The sequence below is a fragment of the Streptomyces sp. KM273126 genome, assembly GCF_004337435.2.
In the GTDB taxonomy this organism is placed as follows: domain Bacteria; phylum Actinomycetota; class Actinomycetes; order Streptomycetales; family Streptomycetaceae; genus Streptomyces; species Streptomyces acidicola.
In genome coordinates, this window is the sequence record NZ_SJXB02000002.1 from 2,018,697 (window position 1) to 2,030,656 (window position 11,960).

Genomic DNA, 11,960 nt, shown 5'->3' on the forward strand with positions numbered 1-11,960 from the left:
TGTCGCCGCCGGGGCGTGTGATGTCCGCCGCAGGCGCCGTGTCCCGTAGGGTGTTACCGATAATTGTTATCGATAAAGTTCGCTGGCGTTACCGTAGGAGCGCCCACTTTGGGATGTCAACAGCTCTGCATGCGCCAGTCCGTACGTCGCGCCGTCCGCCGGAGGGGATAGTGACCACGCCTGAGCCGCCACGACGAGCGACCATGTACGAGGTGGCGCGTCTGGCCGGGGTCTCGCACCAGACCGTCTCGCGCTACCTGCGCGGCGAACGTCTGAGGCCGACAACCCGTGAAAGGGTCGACGCGGCGGTGAAGGCGCTCGACTACCGTCCGAATCAGCTGGCCCGTTCCATGCGCACGCGCCGTACCAACCGGCTGGCGGTAGTCCTGCCCATGCCCAAGACGTTCCCCCTCAGGTTGCTCGGCGCTGCGTCGGCCGCGGCGCACGAGGCCGACTACCAGCTTGAGCTGGTCAGCGTGGAGGGCGGCCCTGAGGCTCGTTCCGACCGGGTGCGCGAGCTGGCCGAGTCCGGCCGTGTCGAGGGGATCCTGTCGCTGGCTTCCCTGGACGCGGACATCGCGTCCAGGGCGTCGGTGCCCGTGCTGACGACCGGAGACTACGACGACAAGATGCGAGGGCTCGGCCTGCTCGCCGACGGCTCGCCGGTCGTCGACATCATCGAGTACCTGGTCTCCCTGGGCCATCGGGACTTCCTCCATGTAGCGGGGGCGCAGACGTGGGCCTCGGCGCGGAACCGCAAGGTGGTCTACATGGAGACGATCGAACGGCTCGGCCTCCGGTCGCATGGTGTGGTCGACGGGGACTGGTCGGCGCGGTCCGGCTACGACGCCGTCGGCAGCCTCCCCGACGACACCGAGGTCACGGCTGTCATCGCCGTCAACGACACCGTGGCCATGGGGGTGGTGCGGGGCGCGCTGGAGCGCGGCTGGCAGGTTCCGCGCGACCTGAGCGTCTTCGGCTGGGACGACGACGAGATCGCGCGCTTCGCGACCCCCTCGCTGTCGACCATCGCCATAGACCGCGAGGCGCAGGGCCGGGACGCGATGCTGCGGCTCGTCGCGGCCGTTCGAGGGGAACCGGTGCCGGAACCGGGCGTGGGCTCGATCAACCAGCTGGTGCCGCGCGAGTCCGTCGGACCGCCGCGCCCAGGGCCCGCCCCGGCGCGGCGCGACTGACCCTGGCCGCCCGGGGGAGGGCAGCGACCAGGACCTGCTCGGGCTCCCGTCAGGTGGCGGCCCTCGGCTGTGCGAGGCCTGTTGGTTCGGGTCCGTCGCGATGGCCGCACATGCCGCAGCCGCCGTGGATCGACGGCGGTGTCGTGCCGAAGGTCGTCGCCGCCGTCAGGTAGTTGGGCCGCCCCCATCCCCGGGACGTCGGCCGGTCCCGCGCGCTCCCCCCACCGTCAGCGGGTGGGGGGCTCACCACGGGAGTTCTCCGAGACGGATGGTCACACGGTCGCGGTCCCAGGTGCCGTCCGCGATCAGCATCCGGTAGCGGTAGGCGAACGATGCTCCCGGGGCCAGCTCGAACTCCTCGAAGAACGCCCAGGAGAACGCCACGGTCGGAATCGGCGTGCTGCGCACGAACCAGTGGGACTCGTGTGCGGCCTGCGCCGGGTCCAGATTTGCTGGGGCGTGTGCGAAGACGAGTGTGGAGCCGGCGTCGACGTCGTCGTGCACGGCGGTGAAGGCGAGCCAGGGGCCCTGGGAGCCCATGAGCTTCTCCTGCTCCGCCTCTCCTTCGGGGCCCAGGACCTTCCCGCCGGTGAAGTCCCGCGGGCCGCGCCACTGGAGACCGGTGTAGCCGGCCATCTCCCGGCCCGCGGTGGTCGGCGAGCCGAAGCAAAGCGGCTCGTCGCGGACGTTGGTCAGGTCGATCGTCCAGTCCAGCGCCCAGGAGCCGGAGGCGGGGTCGACGGAGTGGACGGTGATGCCCCGCCGCTCGTGCGCCCACTCGGCGCCGTCGTTCGCCACCCAGGTGAGCTCCTCGGCCAGGTGGAACCGGTCGTCGGTGGCAACGAGTTCGGCGAAGCCGTCGTGCCGCATCGAGCCGACCAGTTCCTCGACGCGCTGGTAGCCCCGATCGGGGCCGAGATAGGAGTTGCCGCCCCAGAAGTTCTGCTGAGAGAGGTGGCTCGCGGTCATCTGCAGGCCCTTGTGCCAGCGGTGGTCGTTCGGGCGGTAGCCCGAGACCAGGTTGCCGGCCAAGGTGCGCAGAGGGTGGATGTAGGGCTTGCGGGACTCGAACGGGTCCGGATCCGGGCGGTAGACGTAACTCATCAGCTCGACGCCGCCCGCCACGATGTCGATCCGCTCGCCGAGGATATGGCTGACCTGAATCGTCATCGCTTGGGGCTCCAGTCCTGGTGATCGCCGTGCATGGCCGTGTAGTAGGGGTCACCCGCGGTGATCTCGCCCGCCAGGACTGGCCGGCCGGTGAAGGCCGACTTGTAGAGAGCGGCGGCGAATTCGACAGTGCGCCGCGCATCGGGCCCGCTCCCCGGCGGCCGTTCGCCCCGGTCGTGCGCGTCCAGCAGGGCACCGAGCTGCGCCGCGTGCGAACTGCGCAGGTCCCCGGTCGGCGTGCGCCAGGCGGCCACGCGGGCCTCGTCGTCGAGGCCGGGGCGCGGAGTGTAGGTCCAGTCGCCGTTGCCGTGACCGTAGAGGTGGGTCAACTCGACGGTGGCCTCGGCGCAGTCGATGCGCAGACGGCTGACCTCGTCGGGAGACAGGACGCTGTTGACGACGGTGGCCAGCGCGCCGTCGGCGAAGCGGACCAGGGCGGTGGAGACGTCCTCGCTCTCCACGTCGTGCACCAGGCGGGCCGCCATGGCGCGGATCTCGGTCCAGTCGCCGAGCAGGTGGAGCAGCAGGTCGTACTGGTGGATGCCGTGACCCATGGTGGGGCCGCCGCCCTCGCTGGCCCAGCGACCACGCCACGGCACGGCGTAGTACTCACGGTCGCGGTACCAGGTGGTCTGGCAGTGCGCGACGAGCGGGGCGCCGAGTTCACCGCCGGCGATCAGCTCACGCGCGTGCAGGGCACCGGAGCCGTAGCGGTGCTGGAAGACGACGGACGCATAGCCCTCGGCCCTCTCCTCGGCGGCGGCGATCTCGTCGTACTCGGCGAGCGAGAGACACAGCGGCTTCTCGCACAGCACCCACGCGCCCGCTCTGAGCGCGGCGACCGTCTGAGCCCGGTGGAGCGCGGGAGGGGTGCCTATCAGCATCAGATCGGGGTGGACCTCGCCGAGCATGGCGTCCAGGTCGTCGAAGCCCCGCGGGTCCATGCCGACCGCCCCGGCCGCCTCCTGGAAGGTGCCGAGCCTGACCTGGTCGACATCCACGGCGGCGACCAGCTCGACCCGGTCGGCGTGAGCTTGAAGGGCTGTCAGGTGATTGCCGGTGACAATGCCGCCCGTGCCGACGACGGCGGTACGCAGACGGGATGGGGGAGAGGACATGCGGCTCCTCCGCGATAGAGCAAGCGCTTGCGGCAGCGACCCTAGGGATAAGTTATCGATAACACAAGGCTTCATTCCCGCCCGGGGATGGTCGTCCCGCTATCGGTCCGCCACGTACGATCGGGCCCATCGGCCAGGAGGGCCACCGGAACCAGGCGCGGTCCGCGCGCCACGACCGCCTCGCCACCGGCACGCCCAGGGCGCGGAGCGGGCCGGTCGCCTGCGGCCCGACTGGAGGAGGGGTGGCGACCATTGACACCCCATCCACTCTCACCCACCGGTGCCCTTCGAGAAGACGTATGGCATTCGACATGCCGGACGCCGAGGCCGGCAGTTCCAACTCCGCCAAGTTCACGCTGCCCCGGTATCCGCCTTTTCCAGATGCTGTACTCCACCGACTGTGGCACTCTGCTGGCCGTTGGCTGCCTCGTCGTGGCGCCTGTCCTCTTGCTGTTCCTCCTCGCTCAGCGCTGTCTTCGTCCATAGCATCGCCACCGCAGGCAGAAAAGGCTGACATGGCTGGCCGGGACTCGCCCCTCTGCGATATCGAGGATGAGGTATGAGTGCTGCGCCCCCCGGTCTGCGCAGGTCTGAGGCGGGGCGCTGTCGGTCTCCCGCCCCGGCCGGTCACCGAAGACTGCCCGGGACGCCTGGTGCGCGGCTCGGGCAGCCTCCATCGCTTGGCGGAACGCTCAGCAGGTGGGGTTGGTCTGGGTGAGCAGGCCCATGCGCCACGGCAGCTGGCCGTAGTCACCGCCCGCGCCCGGATCCATCCCCTGGTAGAGGAACTGCAGGCGACACGGGTTGATGGTCATCGTCTGGTCGTCGCCCGACCTGAGCAGCTCACCGTGGCTGAAGTCCTGAGTCCATGCCGCAGTGCCCGCCGGGAAGATCACGTTGCTGGAGCTGGCGAACGGGTTGGAAGCGGTCCCGTGCAGCGGGGTCCACTGGCCGTCGATGCGGTCGGAGGTGAAAGACCGGTACCAGCGGCGGCCGCCGGAACCGATGGCCTCCTGGAGCAGCAGGTACTTGTTGCTGTTCCCGAGCTTGTAGACCGCGGTGCCCTCGAAGAGGTTGAAGCGGTTGGAGTCCTCCAGGGCGATGACGGTATTGCTGAACCCATTGGGGAAATTCGCCAGGGAGGTCTGGGCACGGTAGATGTGGCCGTTGTCATCGCTGGAGAACAGGTGGCAGTTGGCCGTGCCGCAGATCACCCAGTAGTCGAGCCAGTGCCCGTTTCCTATGTTCTGCGTGACGATGTCCGGCACGCTGTTCATGAAGTTGCGCGGCGTAGACCACGACCTGGGGTTGCTGGGGTCGCTGCTGGTGGAGTACGACGGCAGTCCGGTCTGGTAGACCAGGTACCACAGTTTCTGCGGTGCGAAGTAGAACACCTGTGGCGCGGCCCGGTAGCCGGAGCCGACGCCGGAGGCGGTGTCCAGGAACGTGTGCTGCGCCCCCGCCATCTGGGACCAGTCGGGAGCTGCGAAGTGCACCAGGTTCCAGCCGCCGCTCCGACTGGCGGTGGTGGCGTAGATCTGCCACTTGTTGTTGTGCCAGACCACCGAGTAGTCCTTGATGGCGACGATGTCGTGGCTCGCGTCCGACTTCGGACCGGCCACCACACCGCTGGAGCTCCACTGAAGGGAGGAGGGCAACGACGACGCGGGCGGCGTGCTGCCGTCTCCGACGCGCACGAGCTGCCACTGCTGGTTGGCGCCGCCCCGGTCGGCGTACTGGACGATGTTGGCGCCGTCGTTGGTCGCAGCGTTCTGCACCTCAAGTGCCTTGCCGCTGTTCCGGTTGATCAGCCGCACATACCCGCCCTCGGAGTCAGCGAGCCGGAACTGCTGGTTGGCGGTGTTGTTGTCGGCCCACCGGACGATGCTCCCACCGTCGTCCGTCGAGGAGTTGTGGACGTCCGGGACCTTGTTGGAGTGTCTGGACCGCAGCCGGTAGTGGCCATTGCCCGAGTCGACGAACTGCCATTGCTGCTGCGCCTGGTCGTTTCGCGACCACTGCGTGATGCGCGCCCCGTCGCTCGTCGCCAGGTTGTACACCTCAAGCGCCTTGCCGCTGTTGCGATTCACCAACACGTACCAGGCGCTGGTGTCGACCGTCGCGGCCGAGGCCGGGGCGGCGCCGACGATGGTCGTCAGGCCCGCCAGGAGGGAGGCCACGACGAACGCGATCGTGGTGCCGAGTCGGCCACGCCGCCGGAACCAGCGGCGCGACAGCCTGGTCGCCGATGTTCGCGGCGCGGATGTCGAGGAGTCGTTCGCCCCGTCCATGGGGATGCTCCTTTTCATTGTCAGGGCCACACCACGCTGCCCGCGCGCATGGCCGCCGGGAAGAGATCCTGCCTTCGGTCGCCGGCGCTCCGGTCGTCGTCCTCACCGGGAAGCCGGTGCCGCCAGCGGGCGGGAAGACAACGGCAGGGGAGAACCGCTCGCGTCAGCTGACGCGCACCTGCTGCCACTGCTGTCGGCGCCGTCCCAGCCGCGGCATTGGACGATGCCGGCGCCGTCGTTGGTGGCGGCGCCCTGCACTTCGAGGCCTTGCCGCTCTTGCGGTTGATCAGCTGCAGACAGCGGCCGCCCAAGTCGTGGGGCTGGAACTGCTGGTTGGCAGCGTTGTTGTCCGCCCTCTGAACGATGCTGTCGTCCGTCGAGGAGTTGTGGACGTCCGGGACCTTGTTGGAGTGTCTGGACCGCAGCCGGTAGTGGCCATTGCCCGAGTCGACGAACTGCCATTGCTGCTGCGCCTGGTCGTTTCGCGACCACTGCGTGACGCGCGCCCCGTCGCTCGTCGCCAGGTTGTCCACGTCAAGTGCCTTGCCGCTGTTGCGGTTCACCAGCTCGTAAGGCGTTGGTGTCGATCCCGCCAGGTGGGGGCGGGGTGGTGCCCTTGTTGAGGGCGGATTCTGGCCGGTCCGCCACGAGTCGCTGTCCCGGATGCCCCACACCTTCCTCTCGCTCTCGGCTGTGACGCTGTTGAACCCGCAATTGAGGATCGTCGTGCACACGCTGTGGCTGAGCTTGTTCGCGGCGATGGCTGCGCCGAATTAGCGGCCGCTCTCGGCCGCCGAGGTGCCCAGCGTGGTGCCGATCTCGGCGGCGCCCGCCAACGCGATGATCGTCCCTGAGGCGATCAGCGCGGCGGCCAGCAGCCTTGCCAACGCCCTGAGTCGGCGTAACGGGGCGAGCCACAAGCACGTCCGCATCGGGTGATCCATCTTTCGTCCCTTCTGGCGGGCTGGCGAGGAGCGAACCTGTTCCCCTGGGGAACAGCCGGTGATCAGGTCGAACGACTCCACGGGGGCCGATCGCCGTGCGATGGGTGAGCGGGGACGGCACCGGCGTTCTCCGCGCAGACGTCCTGGTTGTTGGCCTGGGTGCCTGGAGGTTGTGAGGAATGCCGGCTCCGGCGACGAACCCCGGCCGCAAAGTGGGCCGGTCCAGCGGTGCGTAGCTCTCCGGGTTGCCGCCCCGTGCGCTGGTGGCGGGTAGAAGATCCGAGTGACGAGTGGGCGGCTGCCGCGGCTGAACCAGAGAACCACGGCCGCGCGTGCGGCGCGCAGACGCGCTTGGAGGGTGTGCGGCAGGCATGGATACCCCAGAGGTCGGCCGGCGGGCTCACCACACGGCGACGCCCGGCCCTCGGACGGCTCGCTGCCTGGGCCGCCTGGGTGCAGCCATACCGGAACGGGATGGAGTACGGCGTGAAATGGTGCGCGACACGGTGGTGCGGCGGCTTGCGGGGTCTGCAGGGACCGATCCACCCACAACAACGGTGTTCGATATGCCGAACTTCTGTCGATGTGTCAGACAAGTATGGATGATAGGCAGAGCACAAACGGCGTCAATACTCCCGACAGGATTCGACTGTCAGCCCCGAAAAGGAGCGGTGCTGTCGCGGATGACGAGCTCGGTGGCGAGCTCCGCGCGTGCGTACTCAAGCGGCTGGCCCTGGGCGAGGGTGATTACCATGCCGGCGGCGGTGGCGGCCATCTCGGCGAGCGGTTGGCGCACAGTTGTGAGTGGCGGAGTGAGCCACTGGCTCGGGAAGAGGTCGTCGAATCCGACGACGCTCAGGTCCTCGGGAACGCGTAGCCCGGCCTCGGCCGCCGCCCGGTACACGCCCAGCGCCTGGCCGTCGTTGCCTGTGAAGATGGCAGTCGGTGGCCCCTCAGGGAGGCGCAGCAGGTCCCGGGTGTGCTTGAGCCCGTCCAGGATCTGGAAGTCGCCGACGCGGATGAGGTCAGGGTCGACCGGGATGCCGGCCATGTCGAGGGCGGCCCGGTAGCCGTCCAGCCTGGCTCGGCTGGCCAGGATGTGTTCGGGGCCGGTGATGACGGCGATGCGCCGGTGTCCGAGTTCCAGGAGGTGCCGGGTGGCCGACAGGCCGCCGCCCCAGTTGTTCGCGCCCACCGACGGGGCGTCGTGGTTGGGGTCCCCGGTCCAGTCGAGGAGTGCGAACGGTATGCCCCGGGTGCGCAGCTGTTCGGCCTGCTCGTCACTGGGCCCTGAGAACACCGAGACGACGCCGGTCGGACGGCGGGCCAGCACGCCCTTGACCCACCCCTGCTCCGGAGTGTGGCTACCCCGCAGCTCTGACACCACCACGGCCAGTTGGTGTTCCGCGGCCACTCGCTGGGCGCCGCGGAAGATCTCGGTGGGGTAGGGGCCGCGCACCTCGTGGAAAACCAGTTCGAGCAGGGCGGCGGGCCCCGCCGTCTTCTGCCGCCGGTACCCGTGCTGGCGGATGATGTCCTCGATCAGTGAGCGGGTCCCGGGGGCAACATCGGCACGGCCGTTTACGACCTTGGAGACCGTGGCCACGGAGACCCCGGCGCGCTTTGCGATCTGTGCAATGGTCAGCGGTTCGCCCTGGCGGCCGTCGGCTGAGGACATACAGGCAGTGTACTGGCGCGCTCCGATTCTTTCGAAGAGGTTACCCCTGCCGCGCAACAAGGGCGATCGCAGGGCTTGACGATGCAAGGGGGTGCTTCTACGGTCCTCTCACCGCCATAACGATCGGTAGAACTCCCCAAAATCATTCGCTGAGGAGCCCGCGATGAAGAGGGATCTTTCTGCGTGCACTCGTATGGGAGCGCTCCCATGTCTGTCTCGGGGCTCCAGCTGTTGTCCGCCGTCAACCTGACGAACCCCACGGCCATGACGAGTACGCCCACCGAGCTCACGGTACGGACGCCGAAGTGAGCACCCAGTGGAGACAGACGGCCAGGCACCGAGAGCATCAACCGCGCCACATGCGCATCTCCCAGCCCTCCATCCCGCTCGCCGAGAAGAGTGATCCTCATGTCCGCATCCGCACAGCCGTACCTCCCCAGCCGCCGGGGAATGCTGGCGACCGCCACCGGACTGGTCGCGGGGGCTGCGATGCCGCTGGTCAACGCACAGTCGGCATACGCGGCGTCACCTCGTGCGGCGACCCAGGAGCCTCCGGGTGCCGCCGCGTCGTTCACGAATCCGGTGATCTGGCAGGACTTCGCCGACATCGACATCATCCGGGTCGGTGACACGTACTACTACTCGGCCTCCACGATGCACTATTCGCCGGGCGCGCCCATCCTGCGCTCCTACGACCTGGTCAACTGGGAGTTCGCCGGCCACTCGGTGCCGCGCCTGGACTTCGGCGCCAAGTACGACCTCAACGGCGGCCGCGGCTACGTCCGTGGCGTGTGGGCATCGTCGCTGGCCTACCGGCCGAGCAACCGGACCTTCTACTGGCTGGGCCAGATCGACTACGCCCGCACCTACATCTACACCGCCACATCGGTCGAGGGCCCTTGGACCCGGCACGCCGACCTGACGAACGTCTACTACGACGCCGGACTGCTCGTCGACACCGACAACACCCTCTACGTGGCCTACGGCAACACCCAGATCAGCGTCGCCCAACTCTCCCCCGACGGCAGAAGTCAGGTCCGCGCCCAGCAAGTGTTCTCCACCCCCTCCAGCATTGGAACCCTGGAGGGCTCCCGCTTTTACAAGATCAACGGGAGCTACTACATCTTCCTCACCCGCCCGGCCAACGGCCAGTACATCCTCAAGTCCACCTCCGGCCCGTTCGGCCCTTACACCCTGCGCCAGGTGCTCCTCAACCTGCCAGGACCGGTCCCCGGCGGCGGAGTCCCCCACCAGGGCGGACTCGTCCAGACCCAGTACGGTCAGTGGTACTACATGGCCTTCGTCGACGCCTATCCCGGCGGACGCGTCCCCGCCCTCGCGCCCGTCACCTGGACCTCCGACGGCTGGCCCCAGCTGCAACTCGTGAACGGCGCTTGGGGCACCACCTACACCATCCCCGACCTCCCCCCACCACCCCGCCAGGTCGAACCGCTCACCGGCGTCGACACCTTCCAGGGCACCACGCTCAAACCCGCCTGGGAATGGAACCACAACCCCGACAACACCCGATGGTCCGTCAACAACGGCCTACGCCTGACCACCGCCACCATCACCAACGACCTCTACTGGGCCAGGAACACCCTCACCCACCGCATCCAAGGCCCCACCTCCACCGCCACCATCGCCCTCGACCACGCCCAGATGCGCGACGGCGATCGAGCCGGCCTCGCCCTGCTCCGCGACTCCTCCGCCTGGATCGGCCTTAAACGCGACAACGGCACCACCCGACTGATCATGGTCGACGGCCTCACCATGGACAGCAACTGGAACACCACCGGCACTGGCACCGAACGCGCTACGACGGCCATCACCGGCACCCGGATCTGGCTCCGCGCCAACGCCGACATCCGCCCCGGCACCGGCCGCCAAGCCCGCTTCTCCTACAGCACTAACGGCACCACCTACACCACCCTCGGCCCCGCCTTCACCCTGAACAACGCCTGGCAGTTCTTCATGGGGTACCGCTACGCCATCTTCAACCACGCCACCCAAGCCCTCGGCGGCTCAGTCACCGTCAGTCGATTCGAACTGACCGCGCCCTGAACGCGTTCGCCCGCCGGTGATCCCGGCCGGACGTTCACGTGACCGCGGGCTCGTCGAGTTCAGACGTCCGACGATGCTTTCCATCCCGATGAAGGGAGAAGTACATGCCCATGCCCATCGCTCAACACCATACGGAGTCACGTCATGTCGCTGCGTAAGCTCTTACTCACTCCTGTCGCCTTCGCGGCGGCGCTCGTCATGGCCACGGGCGGCCCGGCGGTGAGCAGCAGTCACGGCGAAGGCACGTCTGCCACGCACGCCGGCACCGCGTCGGCGGCCGCCGGGTGCGGCCAGGCCCCGACGCTCCAGGACGGCACGCACACGATTCAGAGCGGCGGCAAGAACCGCAGCTTCATCCTGGACGTCCCCGACAACTACGACCGCAACCGCCCCTACCGGCTGGTCCTGGGATTCCACTGGTGGGGCGGCACCGCCACCGACGTCTCTACCGGGCAGACCGTGGAGCGGGATGTCTGGGCCTACTACGGGCTCAAGCGGCTGGCGAACAACAGCACCATCTTCGTCGCACCCCAGGGCCTCAACAACGCCTGGGCAAATGCCGGCGGCGAGGACGTGACCTTCGTCGACGACGTCCTCAGGAGGGTCGAGGGAGACCTTTGCGCCGACACGACGCGGCGGTTCGCCCTGGGCTTCAGTTATGGCGGCGCCATGAGTTACTCGCTCGCCTGCTCCCGACCGAACGTCTTCCGCGCGGTCGCGGTCTACGGCGCCCCCGGGCAGATCAGCGGGTGCGCCGGCGGCACCGGGGGCGTCGCGTACTTCGCGGCGCACGGCGTCAGCGACAACATCGCCGGCGGACGATCGCTTCGCGACAGGTTCGTCAGGAACAACGGCTGCACAGCCCAGAACCCGCCCGAGCCGCAGCAGGGCAGCCTGAGGCACATCTCCACGACCTACTCGTCATGTGCGGCCGGCCGTCCGGTCGTCTGGGCCGCGTTCGACGGCGGGCACATCGCCGCGCCACAGGACGGAGCCCCCGGGGACAGCGGCTCCAGAACCTGGCTGCCCGGCGAGACGTGGAGGTTCTTCACGCAGTTCTAGCCTCACGGCAGGAGCACCCGGGGGTGGCTCACTACCGGGCTCCATCCCCGGACGCTCGCATGACTCGCATTGCGAAGCCGGACTTGTGGGGCGGAGGGCGACGGTGCGGGGGCTCGGTAGCGCGCGTCCCGGCTGCCGGGCGAGTTCCTCAGATGCGAGCCCGCCTCTGGGTGGGCTGATCCGCGGCGCAGCCGCATGCCTCGCGCGTGGGGCGCCACAGAAAGGCGAGCTGACACCACACCAGGAGGTCGTGCTGCGGCTGAACCACCGGCAGATGGGCGTCGGCGGCAACGGCAGCTGGGGCGCCCACACCCTCGACGCGTACGAGCTGTTCGCCGACCGGGACTACACCTACAGCTACCGGCTACGGCCCCTGTCGACCGTCCACCGGGAGATGGCGCTGTCCCGACGGCCCGTGGGCGAGTGAGGGGAGAGCC

Annotated in this window: 8 protein-coding genes and 1 pseudogene; 4 read left to right on the forward strand and 5 right to left on the reverse strand. The window is 68.6% G+C overall.

Features of this window, described 5'->3' with window-relative positions; genetic code table 11:
• Window positions 1-170: 170 nt before the first annotated feature.
• Window positions 171-1,196, forward strand: a complete 1,026-nt coding sequence (locus tag E0500_RS39605; RefSeq protein ID WP_131564283.1) for a LacI family DNA-binding transcriptional regulator — start codon at window positions 171-173, stop codon at window positions 1,194-1,196.
• Window positions 1,197-1,439: 243 nt separating this feature from the next.
• Here E0500_RS39605 and E0500_RS39610 read toward each other — a convergent pair whose 3' ends face one another.
• The 5 genes from E0500_RS39610 to E0500_RS39630 form a co-directional block, all read right to left on the reverse strand.
• Window positions 1,440-2,366, reverse strand: a complete 927-nt coding sequence (locus E0500_RS39610; RefSeq protein WP_131564285.1) for a PmoA family protein — start codon at window positions 2,364-2,366, stop codon at window positions 1,440-1,442.
• Complete coding sequence (locus E0500_RS39615; RefSeq protein ID WP_131564287.1) at window positions 2,363-3,484, reverse strand: Gfo/Idh/MocA family protein; 1,122 nt, start codon at window positions 3,482-3,484, stop codon at window positions 2,363-2,365. Before E0500_RS39615 ends, E0500_RS39610 begins: the two co-directional genes overlap by 4 nt.
• Before the next feature lie 692 nt (window positions 3,485-4,176).
• Window positions 4,177-5,775 carry a non-reducing end alpha-L-arabinofuranosidase family hydrolase gene (locus tag E0500_RS39620; protein WP_181587379.1) on the reverse strand — a complete coding sequence of 533 codons (1,599 nt, stop codon included), beginning with the start codon at window positions 5,773-5,775 and terminating at the stop codon, window positions 4,177-4,179.
• A gap of 20 nt (window positions 5,776-5,795) precedes the next feature.
• The gene (locus E0500_RS45230) at window positions 5,796-6,308 is read right to left on the reverse strand and encodes an RICIN domain-containing protein (RefSeq protein WP_309505301.1); all 513 of its coding nucleotides are present in this window, start codon (window positions 6,306-6,308) and stop codon (window positions 5,796-5,798) included.
• Window positions 6,309-7,371: 1,063 nt separating this feature from the next.
• Window positions 7,372-8,397, reverse strand: a complete 1,026-nt coding sequence (locus tag E0500_RS39630) for a LacI family DNA-binding transcriptional regulator (protein WP_131570894.1) — start codon at window positions 8,395-8,397, stop codon at window positions 7,372-7,374.
• Window positions 8,398-8,805: 408 nt separating this feature from the next.
• Between E0500_RS39630 and E0500_RS39635 the strand changes: the two genes are divergently transcribed.
• The 3 genes and pseudogenes from E0500_RS39635 to E0500_RS39645 all read left to right on the forward strand — a co-directional run.
• Window positions 8,806-10,461 (forward strand): glycoside hydrolase 43 family protein, encoded by a 1,656-nt coding sequence (locus tag E0500_RS39635; protein ID WP_181587380.1) that lies wholly within the window; start codon window positions 8,806-8,808, stop codon window positions 10,459-10,461.
• A gap of 144 nt (window positions 10,462-10,605) precedes the next feature.
• Window positions 10,606-11,523, forward strand: coding sequence for a PHB depolymerase family esterase (locus tag E0500_RS39640; protein ID WP_165935223.1), 918 nt, complete (start codon window positions 10,606-10,608; stop codon window positions 11,521-11,523).
• A gap of 226 nt (window positions 11,524-11,749) precedes the next feature.
• Window positions 11,750-11,950 (forward strand): annotated as a pseudogene (locus tag E0500_RS39645) (hypothetical protein); the annotation flags it as partial.
• Window positions 11,951-11,960: the final 10 nt, after the last annotated feature.